This is a genomic window from Dactylosporangium sp. NPDC000244 (genome assembly GCF_040300725.1).
Classification (GTDB): Bacteria; Actinomycetota; Actinomycetes; order Mycobacteriales; family Micromonosporaceae; genus Dactylosporangium.
The window spans coordinates 23062-45640 of the sequence record NZ_JBEPEH010000010.1; the positions used below are offsets into that span (position 1 = coordinate 23062).

Consider the following 22579-nt stretch of genomic DNA (forward strand, 5'->3'; position numbering starts at 1 on the left):
ACGGACTCCCTTACAGACGTTTGCTAACGCCTGTAAGGTTAGATGCGTCAGCTAACACTTGTAAAGTTATGCCACTCTGTCTCGGTCGTCACACTGTCGAGGACGTCGCGCAGCGGCTCGACGCCGATGCCGGGGCCGGTCGGCACGGCCACGTGACCGTCCTCGAGCACGAACGGCTCGGTGATGTCCTGGGCGTAGTACCGGTCCGACGCCGAGGTGTCCCCCGGCAGCGTGAACCCGGGCAGCGCGGCGAGCGCCACGTTCGCGGCCCGCCCGAGGCCGGTCTCGAGCATTCCGCCGGCCCACACCGCGACCCCGTTGGCCGCGCACACGTCGTGGATGCGGCGGGCCTCCAGGTAGCCGCCGACCCGCCCCGGCTTGATGTTCACGATCCGGCAGGCGTTCAGGGCGATCGCGTCGGCCGCGGCCCGCGCGCTGACGATCGACTCGTCGAGGCAGATCGGGGTCCGGATCATCGTGGCCAGCCGGGCGTGCCCGCGGATGTCGTCCTCCGGCAGCGGCTGCTCGATGAGCAGCAGCCCGAACGGGTCCAGCCGGGCCAGCTGCTCGGCGTCGGTCAGGGTGTACGCGGTGTTCGCGTCGACCTGCAGCAGCACGTCGTCGCCGAAGCGCTCGCGCACGGCCCGGACCGGCTCGACGTCCCAGCCGGGCTCGATCTTGAGCTTGATCCGCAGGTACCCGGCGGCGAGGTAGCCCGCGACCGCGTCGAGCAGGGCCGGGATCGAGTCCATGATGCCGACCGAGACGCCGGCCGGGACGGTCGCCTTCGTCGCGCCGAGGAAGGACCCCAGCGGCAGGCCGGCCGCGCGCAGGTGCGCGTCGAGCACGGCCGTCTGCACCGCGGCCTTGGCCATCGGGTGGCCCTTGAGCGGCTCGAAGAGCGGCTCGAGGGCGTACACGTGGCCGTCGAAGCGGCGCAGGAGCGGGATGAGGTACCGCTTGATGAACGCCTGCGCGCCGTCGACGTACTCCGGCGAGTAGAGCGGCCCGGACAGCGCCACGCACTCGCCCCAGCCCTCGGCCTCGGCCGTGACCGCGCGCACGAGCAGCACGTCGCGCTCGTGCTCGGTGCCGAACGAGGTGCGAAACGGCGACACGAGCGGCATCGCCACCCGCCGCAGCTCGAGCCCCTGGAGCCTTCCGGTCATGCTGCACGCTCCAGGAGATAGCGGCCGTCGCGGGTCATGGCGGTGATGCGGTAGCCGGCCGCGAGCCGGCTCATGAGCGCGTCGCGCACCGCGACCCGCCAGGCCAGGGCCGCCTCCCGGTCCGCCGCGCGCAGGGCCTCGGCGTCGGTGGGGACCGCTACGGCCAGTACAGCCGCCGAATCCGGCGCGTCGTGGGACTCGGGGCGCCCGTCCGCCGTGCGGGAGACCAGGGGCACCGCGGCCCCGGCGTCCGGGACCGCCGCGGGGCCCGGCGGCCGGTCCAGCCGCCACACCACGAGGATCCGGTCGGTGAGGTCGCCGCTGTTGATGCCGTCGGTCATCGCGCCGTAGAACTCGGGCAGGTACTCGACCGCCTCCGCGCCGAGCTTCTGCAGGTTGAAGTACGCGTTGCGCAGGATCAGGGGGTCGTACGTCCAGTGCACCTCCGCCACCCCGCGGGCCAGCGTCCAGGCGCGCTGGTGCAGCTTGAGGGCGTAGCCGACGCCGTGGCCGTGCCCGCCGCGCTCGACGCCGGCCAGGTGCGAGTGCAGGTGGACGTGCTCGCCGGCGCGTCCGAAGAAGCCGACCGCGGTCCCGACCAGCGCGTCGCCGCGGTAGGCGCCGGACACGTAGTTGCCGGAGTGGACCCACGTGCGCAGCATCGACTCCGACGCGATCTCGGCCGGGTGCTCCGCCCGCCACACGCGCTGCAGCAGCCGGGAGCACTCGGCCAGCTCGGCGGTCGTGGCGAGCTCGGCCACCCGCACGCCGACGCCTTCGGCGGCGGCCTCGGCATCGGCCCGAGCGCTCACTCGGAGCGCCCGATGCTCGCCGCCAGGGTGCTCACGAGGGCGGCGCGGTCCGGCATGCTGGACAGCTGAATCCACTCCCCCTCGGCGTGGGCGTTGCCGCCGATCGCGCCCAGCCCGTCGAGGGTCCGCACGCCGACGCCGGCGGTGAGGTTGCCGTCCGAGCCGCCGCCGACCGCCTCGCCGACCGCGATCTGTCCCGTCAGCCGCGCGGTGAGCCGCTGGGCCAGCGCGAACAGCTCGGTCGCGGCCGTCTCCGGCATCGCCGGGCGGGCCGGCCCCAGCTCCACCTCGAGCTCCGCGCCCGGCAGCACCGGCGCGAGGGCGCGCAGGGCCGCGTCGACCCGGCGCATCTCCTCGGGGTCGAAGGAGCGCACGTCGACGCTGACCCGGGCGGCCGCCGGCACCGTGTTGCTCGTGGTGCCCGCGACCGCGTCGGTCGGCGTGACGGTGGTGCCGCGCTCGGGGGCGTTGAGCTCCACGATGCGCAGGATCTGGTGGGACAGCTCCACGCCGGCGTTGATGCCGAGGTGCGGGGCGTTGCCGGCGTGCGCGGCGCGGCCGGTGACCCGCACCGTGTAGTGCGCGATGCCCTTGCGGGCGACCTTGAGCCGGCCGTGGGAGCTGCCCTCCAGCACCAGCGCGCCGGCCGCGCCGCGGGCGGTGTCCTGGATGAGCGCGGCCGAGGTCGGCGAGCCGATCTCCTCGTCGGCGTTGACGACCACCGCCACGCCGTCGAGGTCCGCGCAGGCGGCGAGGGCGTGGAACAGGATCACCAGGCCGCCCTTCATGTCCACGACGCCGGGGCCGGTGGCGCGGTCGCCGTCGACGCTGAACGGCCAGCGGGCCAGGGTGCCGCGCGGCCAGACGGTGTCGTGGTGCCCGATGAGCACGACCCGGGCCGGCCCCTCGCCGAAGCGCCAGCGCAGGTGCGGCCGGTCGGCCACGACGATGCGCTCGGGGGCCGCGCCCAGGAGCCGGTGGCCGAGCGCGGCGACCACGTCGGCGCTGCGGGCCAGGGCCTCGGGATCGGATGACGGGGACTCGACGCCGATCAGCTCGGCCAGGTCGTCTCGCATCCGCGGGGCGGCGGCCGACAGTTCCGCCCGTAAGGTGTCCAGCGCCGTCATCCCCTCACGGTAGCGGGATTGCCCCCGGGAAGCTTGGCTCGCACCACCGCCGCGTGGCCCGGGTCGAACGCATCGAGGATCTCGGCGCTGCGCCGCCAGTTGTCGGCGGCCGCCGCCGCGTCGCCGAGGTCGGCGTAGGCGTCGCCGAGGTGGCACAGCACGCAGGCCTGGCCGGAGCGGTCGCCGAGCTCGCGGTAGGCGCGCAGCGCGTGGCCGTAGCAGGCCACCGCCTGCCGGGGATCGCCGAGGCGGTGGTGGGCGTAGCCGACGGCGTCCCAGGTGCCCGCCTCGCCGTGGCGGTCGCCGACCTCGCGGTTCTCCACGAGCGCGTCGCGGCACCGGCGCAGGGCTCGCTCGTACTCCCCCAGCTGCCCCATGATCCAGCCCGTCGCGTTCAGGGCGCGGGCCCGCCACAGCTTGTCGCCGAGGCGCTCGAACAGCGCGAGGGCCTGCTCGCTGTGGTTCAGCGCGTCGCGGTAACGCCGCTGGGCGTGCTGCAACCAGCCCAGGTGGTAGTGCGCGCGGGCCAGCCCGGGCGCGTCGTCGAGCTGCTCGAAGAGGCACAGGGCGGTCCACAGGTACTGGTGGGCCTCGTCGAAGCGGCCGATGCGGGCGTACATCTGGCCCAGCTCGCACGAGGCCGCGCCCTGCCCCGGGCGGTCCCCGAGGCGGCGCAGGGCCCGCAGCGCCGCCTCCTGGATGGCAACCAGCTCCGGCCAGCGCCCGTGCCAGTCCAGGAACGTCGTCAGCGCCGCGGCGAGCCGCCACGTGTGCTCGTCCAGGCCCAGTTCGGCGGCTCGGTGCACGGCGGCCAGCAGCGCCCGGTGCTCGTCGGCGAACCAGGCCTGGGCCTGCTCCCGCGGCGGGGCCGGCACCGCGATCGCGGGGTGCCGGGCGGCCCGCGGCTGCGGGTCCCGGGCCGGGTCCAGCTGCTGCGCCGCGGCCTGCGCGGTGCCGACGTAGTGCTCGAGCAGGCGGTGCACGGCGGCGGCCCGCTCGGCGTCGGGATCGTGCGACTCGGCCAGCTCCGCGGCGTACGCGCGCAGCAGGTCGTGGAAGGTGTACCGCCCCGGCCGCTGCTCCACCACGAGCCCGGCCCGATCCAGCTCGGCCAGGCCGGCCCGGGCCGCGGCGGGCGGCACGCCGGCCAGGCTCGCCACGGCGTCGATGCCCAGGTCCGGGCCCGGCCCCAGGCTCATGCGGCGCAGCACCTCGGCGGCGGCCGGGCTCAGGGCGCGGTACGACCACGAGAACACCGCCCGCACGTCGGAGGCCGGGTCCGCGCCGGCGATCGCGTCCAGGGTCGAGCGGCGCGCCCCGAGCTCGTCGGCGAGCGCGGACAGCGGCAGCTCCGGGCGGGTCGCGGCCCGTCCGGCGACGACGGCGAGCGCGAGCGGCAGCCGGGCGCAGCGGGCGACGATCCGCTCGACCGCGTCCGGCTCGGCCGCGACCCGCCGGGCCCCCAGCCGGCTCACGAGCAGGTCCCGCGCCTCGGCGTCGGTGAGCAGGTCCACGGGCACGGGCACCGCGCCCTCGATCGCCACCAGCGAGGTCAGCGGGTCGCGGCTGGTGACCACGACCAGGCAGCCGGGCGCGGCCGGCAGCAGCGGCCGGACCTGCTCGGCGTCGCGCGCGTTGTCCAGCAGGATCAGCACCCGCCGGCCGGCGAGCCGGCTGCGCAGCAGGGCCGAAAGCCCGGCGAGGTCGGCCGGGATCAGCTCGGCCGGCACCCCGAGCGCGGCGAGGAATCCGCGCACGGCGTCGGCGGGCGGCATTGGGGCGTCGGCGGGGTCGAAGCCGCGCAGGTTGACGTAGAGCTGCCCGTCGGGAAAGCGGTCGGCGACCCGGTGCGCCCAGTGCACCGCCAGCGCCGACTTGCCCACGCCCGCGGTGCCGGACACGACGGCCACGAACACGGCGCTGCCGGGCGGCGTCCACTCCGCGGGCAGCAGCGCGTCGAGCCGGGCCAGCTGCCCGTCCCGCCCCGCGAAGGTCCGCACGGCCAGCGGGATCTGGGCCGGCCGGGTCCTCGGCGGCTCGGGGGCGGCGACGGTCACCGGCGCCGGGGCGGGCGGCGGGTCGAGCCCCTCGTCCTGGCGCAGCATCGCCGACTCCAGCTCGCGCAGGGCCGGGCCGGGCTCGATGCCGAGGTCCTCGCGCAGGGTGCGGCGCAGGCGGTGGAACGCGCTCAGGGCGTCGGCCTGGCGGCCCATGCGGTACAACGCGAGCATGAGCTGCCCGTGCAGCTGCTCGTCGAACGGGTGCTCGCGGGTCAGCTGCTCCAGCTCCGGCAGCAGCCGGGCGTGCTGGCCGAGGCCGAGCCGCGCCTGCAGCAGCGCCCGCTTGCCCTGCAGCCACAGCTGCCCGAGCCGCTCGGCCTGCTCCTCCAGCCAGGTCACGCCGGTCGCGTCGGCCATCGGCTGGCCGCGCCAGAGGTCCAGGGCCCGCTGCAGGTCGCGGGCCCGGCCGGCGTCGTCGCCGTCGCGCAGGCCGGCGCTGATGAGCCGCTCGGCCACGGCGACGTCGGTGCCGTCGGGGCCGACGTCGAGCACGTAGCCCGGTGGGCGGGAACGCACGGCCGCCTTGTCCGACAGGGTGCGGCGCAGGTAGGAGAGGTGGCTCTGCAGCGCGTTGACCGCGTTCGGTGGCGCGGCGCCGTCCCAGACCAGCTCGACCAGGCGCCCGGTGCTCACGACGTCACCCGCGTGCAGGCCGAGGACCGCGAGCACGGCCTTGCGGCGCAGGCCCTGCACCGGCCGGGGTTCGCCGCCGACCAGCACGTCGATCGGTCCGAGCAGCCGAACTCGCACCGTGGCCCCCAACGGTAGATTGAGAGCAACCTATAGCGATTGCACCGTCACGGCAGGTCGCACATTCGACCCGAGCCAGGCCGAAACGATACACCGCAAGGCGGGTTGAAGCCGCCGACTATCTTGAGGTCATGGCGCAGCAGGCGAAATACGACCGTCGGGAACAGTACGAGCAGATCGCATCCGGACTGCTGCCGGGAGAGAGCATCATCGCCGTCTACGACGCGGTCGGCGTGGGCACCGGCTTCATCGGCCTGACCGACAAGCGGGTCATCATGCAGGACCGCTCGTTCGTGGGCAAGCGGGTGGCGATCACGTCGATTCCCTACGGGAAGGTGACGGCCGTCTCCGTGGTGAGCAACAAGTCGTGGGCGGGCAGCTTTTTCAGCAGCGGTACCATCGCCGTGCACGTCGGCACGCATACGTACGAAGTGGACGTTCGCGGCGTCGAGAAGACGCAGCACATCCACAACGTGATCCTGCATTACGCCGCCCGCTAGCCCCCGGAGGATTCGTTGCCGATCCTGTTTCGCAAGGCCCTGCGGCTCGGCCCGCTGATCCTGAACTTCACGCCCAAGGGCTTCTCCTCGTGGAGCATCAAGATCGGGAAGTGGTCGTGGAACTCGCGCACGCGCGCCCACCGCTACGACCTGCCCGGACCGTTCTCGTGGCGTAGCAAGGGCAAGCGGAGCTGAGTTTCCCGCTCCCTCCGGTCGCTCGGCTTGGGGGAGCTCCGCTCCACCCAAACCCCCTCCCACACGCTGGTCGCGGTGGTCGGTCGAGGGGCCGGGTTCGTTTGTGGGTGCGGCCTTCGCGGACCGCACCCACTCATGCTCTCGGGGCTCCACCCGAGCCCCTCGCGCACGCCGATCGCGGCGGCCGGTCGAGGGACCGGGTTCGTTGTGCCTTACAGGCGGTAGAAGTCGGTGTAGTGGTTCGGGGAGTACCAGGTGACCCCGGTGCTGCGGTTGATGATGATGCGCTTCGCGTCGCGCGCCGCGCCCTTGTTGCGGGGAATCACGTCGTACTCGTAGTAGGTCGCGCCCGAGGGCAGCTCGCCCTCGCGGTTGTAGTACTGGCCACCGGCGTAGTTGTACTTGCCGTAGGGCCAGGCGTACCAGGTCCGCGTGGTCGGGAAGCCCAGGCTCGACCACCCCGAGCGGGCCGTGCGCGCCTCGGCGCAGCCCGAGATGGTGCACGATGAGTAGACCGACGCGTTGGCGGCGGTCGCCGGCGCGACGAGCAGCCCGGTCAGCAGGACGATGGCCACGGCGAGACGGCTCAGCATCTTCGTCATGGATACATCGTTACTCGTAAATATCGACGCGCGGAAGATTACTCATGAACAGGGACCGCCGCGATATGTAACGAGACCACCGGCAGCGCCCGCGGGTCCACGCTCCACTGCGCGGCCGTGCGGAACACGTCCTGCTCGTCGATGAGCGCGTCCTCGTCGGAGACGGTCACGTCCGCGCCGTAGGCCCGCGCCCAGCGGTGCATCACCAGGCTGCGGTCCGTCGAGAAGTACTGCACCTCGGCCCCGAGCCGCATCGACAGCGCCGCGATGCCGTTCCAGCGGAACAGCCACTTCCCCGCCACCAGGCACCACTTGTCCACGACCGCGACCACCACCCGGTCGTCGGTGAAGTGCGCGAGGTCGAGACCGGTGCGCGGCTCCACCACTCCCAGGTCCCGCAGTTCCAGCGCGTCCATCACGTTCGCCGGCTCGGCCGCCACGGCCAGCCACGCCATCTTCGGCCCGAAGCCCACTGTCGCCATGTCAGCAAGATAGCGCTTGACACCCCGGTTCGTCGGTTGCATGGTTAGTTACATGAGTAACGAACCAACGAACATGGGCGACTGATGGAGGAGGGGCGGCCGATCTTCCTGCAGATCGCGGAGCAGATCGAAACCTCGATCATCGACGGCAGCCTGGCCGAGGAGAGCCAGGTGCCCTCGACGAACGAGCTCGCCGCCTTCCACCGCATCAACCCGGCCACCGCGGCCAAGGGCGTCAACCAACTGGTCGACGACGGCACCCTTTACAAGAAGCGAGGCATCGGGATGTTCGTCTCCCCCGGCGCACAGACCCGGCTCCGGCAGCGCCGCCGGGACCAGTTCGCGGAGCAGTACGTCCAGCCCCTGCTCGCCGAGGCGGCGAAGCTCGGCATCGACGGCAACGAGCTCAAGTCCATGATCGAGCAGCACCTCGGGAAGGGGATGCACCGATGAGCACGATCGTGCGCGCCGAGGGCCTGACCAAGCGCTTCCGGGGCGTCGCCGCCCTGGACGGGGTCGATTTCGAGCTGCGGCGCAACGGCATCTACGGCCTGCTGGGCCGCAACGGCGCCGGCAAGACCACCCTCATGCAGGTCCTCACCGGCCAGCAGATCCCCACCTCGGGCACCGTCGAGGTGTTCGGCGGCCGGCCCTACGAGAACGCGAAGGTCCTGGCCGAGATCGCGTTCGTGAAGGAGAGTCAGCGGTACCCGGACAACTTCCGCGTCCGCGACGCGCTCGCGGCCGGCCGGCTGCTGTTCCCGTACTGGAACGAGCCCTTCGCCCGCGCCCTCGTGCACGATTTCGGCCTGCCGGAGAAGCGCGTGGTCAAGAAGCTCTCCCGCGGCCAGCTCTCCGCGCTCGGCGTGACCCTGGGCCTGGCCGCGCGCGCTCCCCTGACCTTCTTCGACGAGCCGTACCTCGGCCTGGACGCGGTCGCCCGGCAGCTCTTCTACGACCGCCTGCTCGCCGACTACGCGGAGTTCCCCCGCACGGTCGTGCTCTCCACCCACCTCATCGACGAGGTCAGCGACCTGATCGAGCACGTGCTGCTCATCGAGCGCGGCCGCCTGGTGCTCGACGAGAGCGCCGAGTCCCTGCGCGGCCAGGTCATGACCCTCACCGGCCCGGCCGGCGCCGTCGACACCCTCACCGCCAACGCCGACGAGCTGCACCGCGAGCGCCTCGGCCCGCTGACCCGCGCCACGATCCGCGGCCGGGTCGAGCCGAACGCGGCCCGCGCCGCGGGCGTCGAGGTCCAGGCGGTGTCGCTGCAGCAACTGGTCGTCCGCATCACCAACGCCACCGCCGACAAGGAGCCCGCGTCGTGAACCGCATCGTGTCAGTCGCACGCCTGCACGCCCTCGGCCGCCGCGACGCGCTGGTGTGGCCGGTCGCCATCCTCGCCATCGCCTTCGCCGTGAACATGGTCATGTTCGCCGGCCTCCCGGCCGACGCCACGGAGGGCGACCCGGTCAGCGGCGCCCTCGCGAGCATCTACGTCGCGTCGCTGGCCTTCGGCGCCGTGGCCGTGAACCAGCACTTCCCGTTCGCCCTGGGCCTGAGCGTGACCCGCCGCGAGTTCGTCGCGGGCCTGAGCCTCTTCGGCCTCGTCCAGGTCGTCGTGTACTCCACCCTGCTCGTGATCCTGCAGGCCATCGAGCACGCGACCGGCGGCTGGGGCATACACCTGCACTTCTTCGGCCTCGGCTTCATCGACAAGCACTCGATCCCGGTGCAGTTCCTCGTCTACGCCGTACCGATGCTCGCGATGACCCTGGTCGGCTCGACGGCCGGCGCCCTGTACCTGCGCTGGCGCGCCACCGGCCTGCTGAGCGCCTTGACTGTGCTGATGCTCCTGCTCGGCGGCGTCGCGGCCCTGATCGGCCACTACGAGGCATGGCCGGCGGTCGGCCACTGGCTGACGCACACGAGCCTGCTCTCGCTGGCGGTGGGATGGCCCCTGCTCCTGGTGGTGCTCCTGGGCGGCAGCTCCTGGCTGGCCCTGCGCCGCGCGACGCCCTGACCACCCGGCGCACGCCACTCCGAAGGCGCCGCACGGAAACCGGCCCCGCGCCGCGCAGAAAAGCCGGCGCACGGAAAACGGGCGCGCGGAAAACGGGCAGACGGCCAGTCCCGCGCCGCACGGAGAGCCAGCCCCGCGCCGCGCGGAAAAGCCGGCGCGCGGAGAGCTGGCACACGGAAAACGCGCGGGAGGCCGGCCCGCACTGCGCGGAAAGGCCAGCGCGCGGAGAGCGGGCGCGCGGAGAACGCCTGGAAGGCCGGCCCCGCTCCACGCGGAAACGCGGAAAGTCCGACACTTCGTGATCGGACTTTCCGGATTTATACCCCGACAGGGGATCCGCCGGATGCTACGGCCGGAGGATCAGCTTGCCCGTCGTGTGGCCGGCCTCACCCAGCTCGTGCGCCGCGGCCGCCTCGGCCAGCGGGAACACGCGGTCGACGAGGACCCGGATCTCCCGCTCCAGCGCGTGCCCGGCCAGCACATCCAGCCCCGCGCGATCCGGCTCGACCAGCATGAGCACGCCCTCGACGTCGGTGACGGCCCGCGCGTCCTCGCTGTTGAGGGCCACCACCAGACCCTCGGGCCGCAGGGTCGCGGCCAGCTCGGGGATCTGCCCGGGCACGGTGGCCACGGCGACGTCGATGTCCCGCAGCGCCGAGTAGTCCTCGGTGTGATGGTCGAGCACCTCATCGGCGCCGAGCGAGCGGACCAGGTCGTGCTTGGCGGCGGACGCGCTGCCGACGACGTGGGCCCCGCGCAGCTTCGCCAGCTGCACCGCCAGGTGGCCGACGCCGCCGGCCGCGGCCGGGATCAGCACCCGCTGGCCGGGCAGGACGACCGCTGTCTCGTACAGGACCTGCAGCGCCGTCAGGCCCGCGAGGGCCAGGCCGCCGGCCTCCTCGAACGTGAGGCCGGGCGGCTTGCTGGCGAAGTGGCGGGCGGGGCCGGTCACGTACTGCGCATAGGCCCCCGCCTCCCGCGGGAACCACGGCAGGCCGAAGACCTCGTCGCCGACCGCGAAGCGCGTGACGCCGGGGCCGGTCGCGGCGACCACCCCGGCGACCTCCCAGCCGACGGTGAACGGCGGCTCGCCGAGGGAGCCGCCGGTCGCCCGCGTCTTCCAGTCGACCGGGTTCACGCCGATCGCGCGGATCTCGACCAGGATCTCGGTCGGCCCGGGCACCGGCACGTCCGCCTCGACGAGCCGAAGCACCTCCGGCCCCCCGAGCACGTCCTGCGCGATCTTCAACATGCCCGAATTGTCCCAAAACCCCGGGAACCCCACGGGCGATTCGCCGCAGCGAGCGGGGTCCAAGACGGTCACTCGCCGCAGCGGGCGCGGTCCGAGACGGCCACGCGCCGCAACGGGCGCGGTCCGAGACGGCCACGCGCCGCAACGGGCGCGGTCCAAGACGGCCACGCGCCGCAACGGGCGCGGTCCAAGACGGCCACGCGCCGCAACGGATGCGGCCCGAGACGGGCCGCACCCGCCGAAGATCCCGCGACCTCAGTCGCGCGGGATGACCTGCTCCTCGGACCAGTCGCGCCAGCGGTCCAGCTTGTCCGCGGCCACCGCGAGCTGGTCGGAGACCGGCCCGGGTCCCGTGGAGCCGGGCGTGGTCCGGGCCGCGAGCGCGCCGTGCACCGAGAAGACCTCGCGAACGGCCGGCGTCAGGTGCGGGCTCACCGTCAGCAGGTCCTCGTCGCTCACCTCGTCCAGCCCGATCTCGCGCGCCGCGCAGATGACGACGAGCTTCCCGGTGATCTCGTGCGCCTCCCGGAACGGCACGCCCTGGCGGACGAGCCACTCGGCGACCTCGGTGGCGAGGGTGTAGCCGACCGGAGCCTGTGCAGCGAGCCGGTCCACCCGCACCGTCATGGTCGAGATCATGCCGGCCAGCGCGGGCAGGACGAGCTCGAGCGTGTCGACGGCGTCGAAGACGGGCTCCTTGTCCTCCTGCAGGTCGCGGTCGTACGCGAGGGCCAGGCCCTTCAGCATGGTCAGCACGCCCGTGAGGTGCCCGACGAGCCGGCCCGACTTGCCGCGGGCGAGCTCGGCGATGTCCGGGTTCTTCTTCTGCGGCATGATCGACGAGCCGGTCGCGAACGCGTCGTCGAGCTGCACCCAGCCGAAGTTCGGCGTCGTCCACATCACCACCTCCTCGCCGAGGCGGGACAGGTGCACGCCGGTGAGCGCGGCCACGAAGAGGAACTCGGCGACGAAGTCGCGGTCGGCGACGGCGTCGATGGAGTTGGGCGCGGCGTGGGCGAAGCCGAGCTCCTTGGCCACCTGGGCCGGGTCGAGCGGCAGCGACGAGCCCGCGAGCGCGCCGGCGCCGAGCGGGCTCACCGAGGCGCGGGCGTCCCAGTCGCGCAGCCGGTCGAGGTCGCGCAGCAGCGCCTGGACGTGGGCGAGCAGCTGGTGGCCGAACGAGATCGGCTGGGCCGGCTGCAGGTGGGTGAAGCCGGGCGCGGGCGTGTCGACGTGCCGGGCCGCCTGCTCCATGAGCGCGTCGGCGAGCTCGACGATCCGGGAGGCGACGCCGCGGGCGTGGTCGCGCAGGTAGAGCCGCAGGTCGGTGGCGACCTGGTCGTTGCGCGAACGGCCGGCCCGCAGCTTCCCGCCGAGCGTGCCGAGGCGCTCGAGCAGGCCGCGCTCCAGCGCGGTGTGCACGTCCTCGTCGTCGACCGTCGGGCGGAAGTCGCCGGCCGCGCAGGCGGACTCGAGGTCGTCGAGGGCGGCGAGCATGCGGCCGAGCTCGTCGGCGTCCAGCAGCCCGGCGCGGGCCAGGACCCGGGCGTGGGCGCGGGAGCCGGCGATGTCGTACGGGGCGAGGCGCCAGTCGAACTGCACGCTCACGGACAGGCGCGCCAGGGCCTCGGCGGGGCCACCGGCGAAGCGCCCGCCCCAGAGGCGGGTAGGAGTTTCAGAAGACACGCGACGATCCTTCCATAGGGCATGACCGCCCTGACGAGCTAACCGAGCTGAGCCCACTCACTGAGCTTCGCGGCGAGGACCTCGCCGGCGCCGGACGGGTTGGGCGCCTCGCGGGCGACGACCAGGATGGTGTCGTCGCCGGCGATGGTCCCCACGATGTCGGGCAGGCCGCTGCGGTCGATCGCGCTGGCCAGGAACTGCGCGGCCCCGGGCGGGGTGCGCAGCACGACGAGGTTGCCGGAGCAGTCGACGCCGGTGAGCAGCTCGCGCAGCAGCCGCACGAGCCGCGTCGGCGCCTCCTCGGCCGGGCGCAGGGCCCGCTCACCGTCCTCGGGGATGAGGTACGCCCCGCGCACCTTCACCGCCCGCAGCTCCTCCAGGTCCCGCGAGAGCGTCGCCTGGGTCACCTGGAACCCCGCCCCGGCCAGCATCTCCGCGAGCTCGGTCTGCGAGTGCACCGCCGAGCCGCGGATGAGCGAGGAGATGCGGTCCAGGCGGGCCGCCTTCGTCGTGGGTGCGCTCATCGTCGCTCGATCAGGAACGACAACAGCGCCTTCTGGGCGTGCAGGCGGTTCTCGGCCTCGTCCCAGATCGCCGACTGCGGGCCGTCCATCACCGCGGACGTGATCTCGTCGCCGCGATGGGCCGGCAGGCAGTGCAGCACGATCGCGGTGTCCCTGGCGTTCGCGAGCAGCGCCTCGTTGATCTGGTACGGCACGAAGGGCGTCCGCCGGTCGAGCCCGTCGCCCTCCTGCCCCATCGAGACCCACGTGTCCGTCACGACCACGTCGACGCCCTTCACGGCCTCGACCGCGTCCGGCACCAGCTCCACGACGCCCCGGGCGCGCGCGGCGGCCAGCACGGCCGGGTCGGGCTCGAACCCGGCCGGGCCCGAGAGCCGCACCTGCATCCCGGCCAGGGTGCCGGCGAGCGCGTACGAGTGCGCCATGTTGTTGGCGGTGTCGCCGAGGTACGTCATGATCAGCCCTTCGGTCTTCCCGAAGCGCTCGCGCACGGTCTGCAGGTCGGCCAGCAGCTGGCAGGGGTGGAACCCGTCGGTCAGCGCGTTCACGACCGGCACGGTGGCCCCGGCCGCGAGTTCGCCGACCCGCGCGTCGGAGTCGGAGCGGATGACGATCGCGTCGACGTAGCGGGACAGCACCCTGGCCGCGTCGCCGACGCTCTCGCCGCGGCCGAAGTGCGTCGTCGTCGCGTCGATGATGAGCGGGGTGCCGCCGAGCTGGGCGATGCCGACCTCGAACGAGACCCGGGTGCGCAGCGACGGCTTCTCGAAGATGACCGCGACGGCCTTGCCCGCCAGCGGCGTGAAGCCGGTGCGGTCGGCCTTCATCGCCGCCGCCAGCTCGAGCACCTCGAGCTGCTCGGCCGCGCTCAGGTCGTCGTCGCGCAGGAAGTGCCGCAGGTCGCTCATGAGGGCCGCACCGCGTGCAGGGCCGGGCCGAGCGCGGCCACGAACGCGTCCGCCTGCTCGTCGCTGAGGATCAGCGGCGGGGCGATGCGCAGCACGTCGGGCTGGGCGGCCTGGGCCAGGAAGCCGGCGTCGCGCATGACCCCGGCGAGCGCGCCGGCGGCCGGGCCGCGCAGCACGATGCCGAGCAGCAGGCCGGCGCCGCGCACGTGGTCGACGAGCGGGTCGCCGAGCGCCTCGACGCCCCGGCGGATGCGCTCGCCGAGCCGCTTGGTCGCGGCGAGCAGGTCGTCGCGCTCGATGGTGTCGAGCACGGCGAGGGCGGCGGCGCAGCAGACCGGGTTGCCGCCGAACGTGGAGGCGTGCATGCCCGGCCCGAGCAGCGTGGCGGCGTCGCCGAAGGCCATCATGGCGCCGAGCGGCAGGCCGCCGCCGAGCCCCTTGGCGAGGGTGACGACGTCGGGGCGGACGCCCTCGGCCTGGTGGGCGAACCAGTAGCCGGTGCGCCCGATGCCCGTCTGCACCTCGTCGAGGGCGAGCAGGGCGCCGTGGGCGGTGGTCAGCTCACGGGCGGCGGTGAGGTAGCCCGCGGGCGGTACGACCACCCCGGACTCGCCCTGGATCGGCTCCAGCAGCACCATCGCGGTCGTGTCGTCGACGGCGGCGGCGAGGGCCTCGACGTCGCCGTAGGGCACGTGGACGACCTCGCCGGGCAGCGGCAGGAACGGCTGCTGCTTCGCCGGCTGCCCGGTCAGCGCCAGGGCGCCCATGGTCCGGCCGTGGAAGCCGGCCTCGGCCGCGACGATCTTCGTGCGCCCGGTGCGCCGGGAGAGCTTGAACGCGGCCTCGTTGGCCTCGGCGCCGGAGTTGCCGAAGAACACCGTGCCGGGGCGGCCGGCCAGGGCCAGCAGGCGCTCGGCGAGGGCGACGACGGGCGGCGAGGCGTAGAGGTTGGACACGTGCCCGAGGGTCGCGATCTGCTCGGAGACCGCGGCGACGATCGCCGGGTGGCCGTGCCCGAGCAGGTTGACCGCGATGCCGCCGAGGAAGTCCACATAGGAGCGCCCGGCCTCGTCCACGACGACCGCGCCGCTGCCGCTGACGAGTCCCAGCGACGGCGGCCCGTACGTGTTCATCACCGAAGTCTCGAACCGCGAAACCAGCGCCCCGGTCATTGCCCCACCACCATCGTCCCGAACCCCTCCGACGTGAACACTTCCAGCAGCAGCGAGTGCGGCACCCGCCCGTCGACGACGTGCGCGGCCGGCACCCCGCCCTTGACCGCCCGCAGGCAGGCCTCCATCTTCGGCACCATCCCCGCCTCCAGCGTGGGCAGCAGCTCCGCGAGCTCGTCGGCGGTCAGCTGCGAGATGAGCGACGACGGGTCGGGGTAGTTGCGGTACAGGCCCTCGACATCGGTGAGGACCACGAGCTTGCGCGCCTGCAGCGCGATGGCGAGCGCGCCGGCCGCGGTGTCGGCGTTGAGGTTGTGCAGCACCCCGTCGCTGTCGGGCGCGACCGTCGACACGACCGGGATGCGCCCGGCCGCGATGAGGTCGGCGACGGCGGAGATGTTGACCCGCTCGACGTCGCCGACCTGGCCGATGTCCACGGGCGAGCCGTCGATGATCGCGGGGCGGCGCACGGCGGTGAACAGCCCGGCGTCCTCGCCCGACATGCCGACCGCGTGCGGGCCGTGCTCGTTGATGAGCCCGACGAGCTCGCGGCCGACCTGGCCGACGAGCACCATCCGCACCACGTCGGCGGTCTCCGGGGTGGTGACGCGCAGGCCGCCCTTGAACTCGCTGACGATGCCGAGCCGCTTGAGCATGGCGGAGATCTGCGGGCCGCCGCCGTGCACGACGACCGGCTTGAGCCCGACGTGGCGCAGGAACACCATGTCGGCCGCGAACGCCCGCTTGAGCTCGTTGTCGACCATCGCGTTGCCGCCGTACTTCACCACGACGGTCGACCCGGAGAACCGCTCGAGCCACGGCAGCGCCTCGATCAGCGTGTTGGCCTTGCCGAGCGCGATGCCGAGATCCCGCCCGTTCATCCGCCCGCTCACGAGGAGTACGCCGAGTTCTCGTGGACGTAGCCCATGGAGAGGTCGTTCGTCCAGACGGTCGCGGCCTCGGGCCCGGCGTGCAGGTCCACGGTGACGGTGACCGCGCGGCCGGCGAGGTCCACCTTGGACCGCTCCTCCCCGGCGGCCCCGCGCTTGCAGATCCACACCCCGTTGATGGCCACGTCGACCTCGTCGGGCTCGAACGCGGCGGCCGTGGTGCCGATGGCGGCGAGGATGCGGCCCCAGTTCGGGTCGTTGCCGAAGAACGCGGTCTTCACGAGGTTGTTGCGGGCGATGGAGCGGCCCACCTCGACCGCGTCGGCGGCGGAGGCGGCCCCGGTGACCTCGATGGCGATCTCCTTGGTGGCGCCCTCGGCGTCGGCGATGAGCCGCCGGGCCAGCTCGGCGCAGACCGCGGTGACCGCCTCGGCCAGCTCGTGCGGGGTCGGCTCGATGCCGGAGGCGCCGCTGGCCATGAGCAGCACCGTGTCGTTGGTGGACATGCAGCCGTCGGAGTCGATGCGGTCGAAGGTGACCGCGGTCGCCAGGCGCAGGGCGGTGTCCAGGGCGGTCGCGTCGGCGACGGCGTCGGTGGTGAGCACCACGAGCATCGTGGCCAGGCCGGGCGCGAGCATGCCGGCGCCCTTGGCCATCCCGCCGACGGTGAAGCCCTGTCCACTGTGGACGGCGGTCTTCGGCACCGTGTCGGTGGTCATGATGGCCTGGGCCGCGCCCGCCCCGCCGTCGCGGGACAGCGCGCGGGCGGCCGCGTCGACCCCGGCGAGCAGCTTCGGCATCGGCAGGCGCTCGCCGATGAGGCCGGTCGAGCAGACCGCGACGTCGCCGGCGCCGACCGGGAAGCGCGAGGCCCGCCCGGACAGCACGGCCGCGGTGTGCTCGGCGGTGGCGTGGGTGTCCTGGAAGCCGGCCGGGCCGGTGCAGGCGTTGGCGCCGCCGGAGTTGAGGATCACGGCCCGCACGATGCCGGCCCTGAGCACCCGCTGGCTCCACAGCACCGGGGCGGCCTTGATGCGGTTGCCGGTGAACACGGCGGCGGCGGTGGTGTCGGGCCCGTCGTTGACGACGAGCGCCACGTCGAGCGCCCCGGCCGTGGCCTTGATGCCCGCGGCGACGCCGGAGGCGCGGAACCCCTTGGGCGCAGTCACGCTCATGGCGCGATCCCATCGACGGCGAGTCCGGCGGTCTCGGGCAGGCCCAGCATGATGTTCGCGTTCTGCACGGCCTGGCCGGCCGCGCCCTTGACCAGGTTGTCGGTGGCCGAGACGACGACGATCCGGCCGCTGTCCACGTCGATCGTGGCCTGCAGGTGCGCGGAGTTGGACCCGAAGGTGGCGCCGGTCTGCGGCCACTGCCCCTCGGGCAGCACGTGCACGAACGCCTCGCCCTCGTAGGCGGCGGCCAGCACGTCCCGCGGGTCGGCCGCCCGCGCGGCACGGGCCGTGACCGTGGCCAGGATGCCCCGCGGCATCGGCGCGAGCAGCGGGGTCATCGACAGCGACCGGGCCCCGCTGGCCTGCTTGATCTCGGGGACGTGCTGGTGGGCGCCGACCTTGTAGGGCGACATCGACCCCATCACCTCGGAGGCGAGCAGGTGCTGCTTGGCCGACCGGCCCGCGCCGGAGGTGCCGGAGGCGGCGACCACGACCACGTCCTCGGGGTCGGCGACCCCGGCGGCGATGAGCGGCGCCAGGGCCAGGACGGTGGTGACCGCATAGCAGCCGGTGTTGGCGACCCGGGTCGAGGCGGCGATCCGGGCGCGCTGGCCGGGCAGCTCTGGCAGGCCGTAGGTCCAGGTGCCGGCGTGCGGCCCCGGGTAGTACTTCGTCCAGCCGGCCGCGTCCTCGAGCCGGAAGTCGGCGCCGAGGTCGACGACCTTCACGGCCTCGGGCAGCTGCGCGGCCACGGCCGCGGACTCGCCGTGCGGCAGGGCGAGGAAGACCAGGTCGGCATCGGCGAGCGCGGCCGCCTCGGTCTTGGCCAGCACCACGTCGCGGAAGGATCGCACGTGCGGGTGGACGCTCCCGATGGTCGATCCGGCCTGCGCGAACCCGGTGGCGGCGGCGAGCTCGAGGTGCGGGTGACCGGCGATGAGCCGCAACAGCTCACCGCCGGCGTAGCCCGAGGCCCCCGCAACGGCGACACGTATTCCCATACGGTCGACTGTATCTCTATGCAGGCACCGCTATCAAGCGCCTTTCAGGCTGAGGTCGTCCAGCAGGAACGAGGTGGCAATCTTGCTGCCCTCGACCCCGGTGAACGTGATCTTCACCGAGCCGGTGGCGTTCACGGTGAGTGTCTTCTGCTGATACGTCGTGGAGCCGTCCACGTTCGAGTAGGTCGCCAGCGTGGTGGACCCGGCGGTCACCGTGAGCTTGTCGTATGCGGTCGTGCCGGTCTCGTCGGTGTCGACGCGCAGCCAGAAGCTCAGCGTAGCCCGGGTGCAGCCGGAGGGGATCGTCACCGTCTGCGACAGGGTGTCGGTGTGCGCGGCGCCGTAGCCGTCCAGCCACGCCTTCCACGACCCGGAGTGCGCGGGCAGCGACGTGTCGTTGGACACGACGCCCGAGGTCGCCGTCCAGGGGCTCGCCGATCCCGTCTCGAAGCCGGCGTTGCCGAACAGTTCGGACGACGAGCACGAGCCGCCGCCGGGCGTCGTGGGCGGCGGGGTGGACGTGCCCGAGCCGGCCAGCCACGCCGTGGCGTTCAGAGCCAATGCGGCATTGGTACCGGCGGTGTCGTTCCACCCGTCGTAGAGCGTGTTGCCCGACTGACCGGTGCCGTCGTCGATCGGCGAACTGTCGCCCCACACCGCGACCCGGCCCGCGCCGAACGTCGAGGTGGTGAAGAACGCGCCGGTCGTGCCGCCGGGCGTGAACCCGCTGCGGTAGACGAGCCCCTTCACCGAGGCATTGTCCGCCGGGTGCAGGGTCTGCGTGCTGCCGTTGCGGATGATGCTGCCCCGCACCTTGCCGAGCGCGCCGTTGATGACCGGGTCGGTGCTACTGGTGATGGCGACCGGGTTCTCGGTGCCGATGTTGTTCACGTCGATGCTGAAGCCGAACGGGTCGGTGTTGTCCACGCCGTTGTTGGTCAGCAGGTCGTTGCCGATGCGCACCGAGTCCCAGCCGTCGTTGTTGCGGTCGCTGGCGGTGTGGTCGACGATCAGGAAGAACCCGCCGCCGGCCTGGATGAACCGCATGATCGCGGTCTTCTCGGCGGCGCTGAGCGGCGCGTTGGGCTCGGGCATCACGAACTCGTCGAAGTTCTTGAGGTCCAGCGCGCCCGACCCGCCATAGGTGATGGTGTTTCCGGCGGGCAGGGTCTTGAGACTGTACTGCCCGGTGCGCTGCAACGCCACGCCCCACGACGACAGGGCGCCCGTCCAGGACGTCTCGCTCGACGGGTTCGCGTTCTGGTTGAGCGGGTCGGGCTGAGAGGTGCTGATGATCCAGTCGGCGTTCCCGGCGGTCTCGGCCTTGGAGTTGTCGAACAGGACCCGGTGCACGGCGGCGGCCTGGGATTCGGCCGCCCCAGCCAGGTAGGTGACGCCCGCCGTCATGAGCGCGACGGCGAGCAACGCACGCTTCAACACTGCATACCTCCGGTGGAAGGAATCGGAGGTAGTCTATGTATGCGATCGCCGAGCGCGGATGAACGCGCGGGTAAGGATAGGGCCGCCCTACTCCGGATCGAGGAAACGCGCCAGCTGGGAGCGGTTGCGCACGTTCAGCCGGCGGTACAGCCGCGTGAGGTTGGCCTCGACCGCCTTGATCGACAGGAAGAGCGCGCGGGCGATCTCCCGGTTCGTGGCCCCCGCCCGGACCAGCTCGACGATCCGCCGCTCGGTCTCGCTCAGCCCGGCGCCCCGGCCGCCGTCGAGCCGGGCCAGGTCGGCCGCGGCGACCTCGCGCCACGGGTGCGCGTCGGCGGCGGCGTAGCGGCGGACCGCCTCGGACAGCGCGGCGCGGGCGGCCCCGCGGCGGTGGGCGCGGCGCTCGAGCCCGCCGAGGGTGTAGTAGGCGCGGGCGGTCTCGAGCGGGTACGGGTGGTCGGGCCACTCCTCGATCGCCCGGTGCAGGGCCTCGGCCCCCTCGCGGGCCTCGCCGGTCGCGGCGGTGAGCACGGCCCGGGCCCGGGCCAGGCCCAGGAAGACCACACGGCGGTCCAGGTGCCGGGCCCGCTGCTCGACCTCGGTCAGCACCTCGGCGGCCTCGGCCCGCGCGCCGGCGCCGACGAGCGCCTCGACGAAGTCCGCGTGCCACGGCAGGATGCCCGGGTCGAGCCGGCCGAGGCGCTGGTCGAGCGCGTAGGCCTCGCGCATCGCCTCGGCGGCGGCCACCGGGTCGCCGCGCAGCATGTGCACGAGGCCGCCGGTGGCGTAGGCGAGCTTGATCCAGTCCTCGTCCCCGGCGGCCAGGCAGGCCGCCAGCCCGCGGTCGGCGAAGCTCGCGGCGGCCGTGGCGGTGCCGCCGGCGTACTCCACCAGCGCCGCCACCAGGTACCCCGGCCCGGGCGTGGTCTCGACGTCGACGTAGAGCCGCACGCACTCCCGCCCGGCCGCGAGGGCGTCGGCGCAGCGCCCGGCCCGCCAGTAGATCCCCGCCACGGAGACGAGCACCGCGGCGAGGTCGCGCACGGTGCCGGCCCGCTCGACGGCGATGCGCAGCGCCTCGATGCGCCGCACCGCCTCGGCCGTCTCGCCCTTGAACAGCCGGCTCATCGCGGCCACCTGCCGGGCCGCGACCGTGGCCGGGGTGAGCGACAGGCCGCGGGCGAGCTTGCCGGCCCGCTCGAGGTATTCGTCGCCCTCGGTGCCGAGCAGGATGTTGCCCCGCCAGCTGAGCACCTCGACCAACCGCTCCATGTCGCCGCAGAGCTCGGCGGCCTCCTCGGCACGTTTGAGCTCGGCCAGGGCCGCCTCGCCGTCGCCGTCCCAGTAGGCCTTGATCCCCTTGTAGAGCCGCACGTGCGCGAGCAGGTCCGGGGTGTCGACGGCCTCCACGAACGCGGCGTCGAGCAGCGGGCCGGAGTTGGAGTGGTCCTCGCCGGACATCTCGACGAGCAGCAGCCGCGCGCCGACCCGGGTGCGGCGGTCGGCCGCGTCGCGCAGGGCGGCGGCGGCGTGGCGGCGGGCGTCGGCGGGCGAGCCGGCCGAGTACGCGTACTGGGCCGCGCTCAGGCGCCGGACCGCCCCGACGCCGGGGGTGTCGCGGGGCGTGCGGTCGGCGGCGAGCGCGGCGAGGTCGGCGGCCATCGCCGGGGCGCCCCGCAGCCGGGCCGCCGAGGCGGCGTCGGCCAGGCACTCGGCCAGGCCCTCGTCGGGCTCGGGGCGGGCGGCGGCCAGGTGCCGGGCCCGGTCGACCGGGTCGGTGACGGTGTCGGCGAGCCGCTCGTGGGTCTCCCGGCGGGCGGCGACCGTCGCGTCGGCGTAGACCATCTCGCGCAGCAGCGGGTGGGAGAACCGGATCGCGCCGTCCGGCTCGACGTGCAGGACGCCGGAGGCGATCCCGGCCTCCACGTGCGCCTCGGCGAGCCCGCAGGCGCCGAGCAGGGCCAGGCTGGGGCGCGCCGCGGCGGCGATGACCAGCAGCGCGGGCCAGTCCTCGGCCGGCAGCGAGGCCAGGCGGGCGGCCAGCAGCTCGCGGAGCCGGTCGGGGACGGGCAGCGGGTCGGTGACCGGGAACGAGCTGCTGCCGATGGCCCGCCCGAGCTCCACGGCGTAGAGCGGGTTGCCGGCGCTCGCCTCGTAGATCCGCTGGACGTGGGCCCGGCCGGCCTCGGCGCCGAAGCGGGCCCGCAGCAGGTCGGCGACGTCGCTCTGGGGCAGCGGAGGGACCGGCAGGGTGGCGCTCGGCGGCGGGCACAGGTCGAGCCGGGTGGGCGCGCCGCCGTCGGGCACCCGCTCGGCCGCGAGCACCTTCACCGGGACCTCGCCGAGGCGGCGGGAGACGAACCGCAGCACCCCGGCGCTGGGCTCGTCGATCCACTGCACGTCGTCGAGGATGAGCAGCACCGGCCGCTCGGCGGCCAGGGCGCGGAAGAGCTCGAGCACGGCCAGGCGCACGGCGAGCTGGTCGTGCGGGGTGGCCGGCAGGGCGCTGCGCAGCAGGGCACCGTCCAGCGCCGCGCGCAGGTGCACCGGGAGCAGCTCGGACACGTCCGGGGCGCCGTCGAAGAGGTCGACGAGGGCGAGGTAGGGCAGGTCCGCCTCGGCCTCGGCGGCGGCCGCACGCAGCACCAGCGCCTCGGTCTCGGCCGCGGCCAGCGCGTCGAGGATGGTGGACTTGCCGATGCCCGCGGGGCCGCAGAGCACGACGCTGCCCCCCGAGGCGAGCCGCTCCCGGGCATGGCTCAGGAGATCGGCCCGGCCGATGGGCGCCGACGAGGTGCTCACCACGAC

The 22579-nt window shown here is 73.7% G+C and carries 21 protein-coding genes; 5 read left to right on the plus strand and 16 right to left on the minus strand.

All coding sequences use genetic code 11. From position 1 onward, the window contains the following. Positions 1 to 47: 47 nt before the first annotated feature. The 4 genes from menC to ABT369_RS15685 are packed head-to-tail and all read right to left on the minus strand — an operon-like array spanning position 48 to position 5918. Positions 48 to 1169: an o-succinylbenzoate synthase gene (gene menC / locus ABT369_RS15670; RefSeq protein WP_350612509.1), complete on the minus strand. Its 1122-nt coding sequence runs from the start codon at positions 1167 to 1169 to the stop codon at positions 48 to 50. Further along, positions 1166 to 1981, minus strand: a complete 816-nt coding sequence (locus ABT369_RS15675; RefSeq protein ID WP_350612510.1) for a GNAT family N-acetyltransferase — start codon at positions 1979 to 1981, stop codon at positions 1166 to 1168. The genes menC and ABT369_RS15675 overlap by 4 nt, the downstream gene beginning before the upstream one ends. Further along, positions 1978 to 3108, minus strand: a complete 1131-nt coding sequence (locus ABT369_RS15680; protein WP_350612511.1) for a M20 family metallopeptidase — start codon at positions 3106 to 3108, stop codon at positions 1978 to 1980. The genes ABT369_RS15675 and ABT369_RS15680 overlap by 4 nt, the downstream gene beginning before the upstream one ends. After that, on the minus strand, positions 3105 to 5918 hold the full coding sequence (locus ABT369_RS15685; protein ID WP_350612512.1) for an AfsR/SARP family transcriptional regulator: 2814 nt from the start codon (positions 5916 to 5918) through the stop codon (positions 3105 to 3107). The genes ABT369_RS15680 and ABT369_RS15685 overlap by 4 nt, the downstream gene beginning before the upstream one ends. 131 nt (positions 5919 to 6049) lie before the next feature. Between ABT369_RS15685 and ABT369_RS15690 the strand changes: the two genes are divergently transcribed. Together ABT369_RS15690 and ABT369_RS15695 are read left to right on the plus strand one after the other, a co-directional pair. Continuing rightward, entirely contained in the window at positions 6050 to 6418 is a 369-nt protein-coding gene (locus ABT369_RS15690) for a PH domain-containing protein (RefSeq protein ID WP_350612513.1), read from the plus strand. A 15-nt stretch (positions 6419 to 6433) separates the two neighbouring features. Beyond that, the gene (locus ABT369_RS15695) at positions 6434 to 6613 is read left to right on the plus strand and encodes a DUF4236 domain-containing protein (protein WP_350612514.1); all 180 of its coding nucleotides are present in this window, start codon (positions 6434 to 6436) and stop codon (positions 6611 to 6613) included. Positions 6614 to 6825: 212 nt separating this feature from the next. Here ABT369_RS15695 and ABT369_RS15700 read toward each other — a convergent pair whose 3' ends face one another. Then, positions 6826 to 7215 carry a ribonuclease domain-containing protein gene (locus ABT369_RS15700; RefSeq protein ID WP_350612515.1) on the minus strand — a complete coding sequence of 130 codons (390 nt, stop codon included), beginning with the start codon at positions 7213 to 7215 and terminating at the stop codon, positions 6826 to 6828. A 38-nt stretch (positions 7216 to 7253) separates the two neighbouring features. Then, positions 7254 to 7697: a hypothetical protein gene (locus ABT369_RS15705; protein ID WP_350612516.1), complete on the minus strand. Its 444-nt coding sequence runs from the start codon at positions 7695 to 7697 to the stop codon at positions 7254 to 7256. Between the two features lie 84 nt (positions 7698 to 7781). On the opposite strand from ABT369_RS15705, the gene ABT369_RS15710 reads away from it, so the two are divergent. Genes ABT369_RS15710 through ABT369_RS15720 form a run of 3 tightly spaced genes read left to right on the plus strand, consistent with a single transcriptional unit; the run spans position 7782 to position 9723 of the window. After that, positions 7782 to 8150: a GntR family transcriptional regulator gene (locus tag ABT369_RS15710; RefSeq protein ID WP_350612517.1), complete on the plus strand. Its 369-nt coding sequence runs from the start codon at positions 7782 to 7784 to the stop codon at positions 8148 to 8150. Further along, on the plus strand, positions 8147 to 9028 hold the full coding sequence (locus ABT369_RS15715) for an ABC transporter ATP-binding protein (protein WP_350612519.1): 882 nt from the start codon (positions 8147 to 8149) through the stop codon (positions 9026 to 9028). The genes ABT369_RS15710 and ABT369_RS15715 overlap by 4 nt, the downstream gene beginning before the upstream one ends. Further along, positions 9025 to 9723 (plus strand): ABC transporter permease, encoded by a 699-nt coding sequence (locus ABT369_RS15720; RefSeq protein WP_350612521.1) that lies wholly within the window; start codon positions 9025 to 9027, stop codon positions 9721 to 9723. Before ABT369_RS15715 ends, ABT369_RS15720 begins: the two co-directional genes overlap by 4 nt. Positions 9724 to 10069: 346 nt before the next feature. On the opposite strand, the gene ABT369_RS15725 is transcribed toward ABT369_RS15720, so the two are convergent. From ABT369_RS15725 to ABT369_RS15770, 10 genes are all read right to left on the minus strand, one after another. After that, positions 10070 to 10975 (minus strand): NADP-dependent oxidoreductase, encoded by a 906-nt coding sequence (locus tag ABT369_RS15725; protein WP_350612523.1) that lies wholly within the window; start codon positions 10973 to 10975, stop codon positions 10070 to 10072. Positions 10976 to 11230: 255 nt separating this feature from the next. After that, positions 11231 to 12661 (minus strand): argininosuccinate lyase, encoded by a 1431-nt coding sequence (argH, locus tag ABT369_RS15730; RefSeq protein WP_350612525.1) that lies wholly within the window; start codon positions 12659 to 12661, stop codon positions 11231 to 11233. Between the two features lie 38 nt (positions 12662 to 12699). After that, a complete protein-coding gene (argR, locus tag ABT369_RS15735; RefSeq protein ID WP_350612526.1) occupies positions 12700 to 13185 on the minus strand; it encodes an arginine repressor in 486 nt (161 codons plus the stop codon). Then, the gene (gene argF, locus ABT369_RS15740; RefSeq protein WP_350612527.1) at positions 13182 to 14093 is read right to left on the minus strand and encodes an ornithine carbamoyltransferase; all 912 of its coding nucleotides are present in this window, start codon (positions 14091 to 14093) and stop codon (positions 13182 to 13184) included. Before argF ends, argR begins: the two co-directional genes overlap by 4 nt. Then, entirely contained in the window at positions 14090 to 15226 is a 1137-nt protein-coding gene (locus tag ABT369_RS15745; protein WP_502891764.1) for an acetylornithine transaminase, read from the minus strand. The genes argF and ABT369_RS15745 overlap by 4 nt, the downstream gene beginning before the upstream one ends. A gap of 35 nt (positions 15227 to 15261) precedes the next feature. Next, positions 15262 to 16146, minus strand: coding sequence for an acetylglutamate kinase (gene argB, locus ABT369_RS15750; RefSeq protein WP_350612822.1), 885 nt, complete (start codon positions 16144 to 16146; stop codon positions 15262 to 15264). A gap of 8 nt (positions 16147 to 16154) precedes the next feature. Next, positions 16155 to 17330: a bifunctional glutamate N-acetyltransferase/amino-acid acetyltransferase ArgJ gene (gene argJ, locus ABT369_RS15755; protein ID WP_350612529.1), complete on the minus strand. Its 1176-nt coding sequence runs from the start codon at positions 17328 to 17330 to the stop codon at positions 16155 to 16157. Then, positions 17327 to 18331, minus strand: a complete 1005-nt coding sequence (gene argC / locus ABT369_RS15760) for an N-acetyl-gamma-glutamyl-phosphate reductase (protein ID WP_350612531.1) — start codon at positions 18329 to 18331, stop codon at positions 17327 to 17329. The genes argJ and argC overlap by 4 nt, the downstream gene beginning before the upstream one ends. A gap of 33 nt (positions 18332 to 18364) precedes the next feature. Further along, a complete protein-coding gene (locus tag ABT369_RS15765; protein WP_502891765.1) occupies positions 18365 to 19771 on the minus strand; it encodes a hydrolase in 1407 nt (468 codons plus the stop codon). An 87-nt stretch (positions 19772 to 19858) separates the two neighbouring features. Then, on the minus strand, positions 19859 to 22576 hold the full coding sequence (locus tag ABT369_RS15770; protein ID WP_350612534.1) for an AAA family ATPase: 2718 nt from the start codon (positions 22574 to 22576) through the stop codon (positions 19859 to 19861). Between the last annotated feature and the right edge of the window lie 3 nt (positions 22577 to 22579).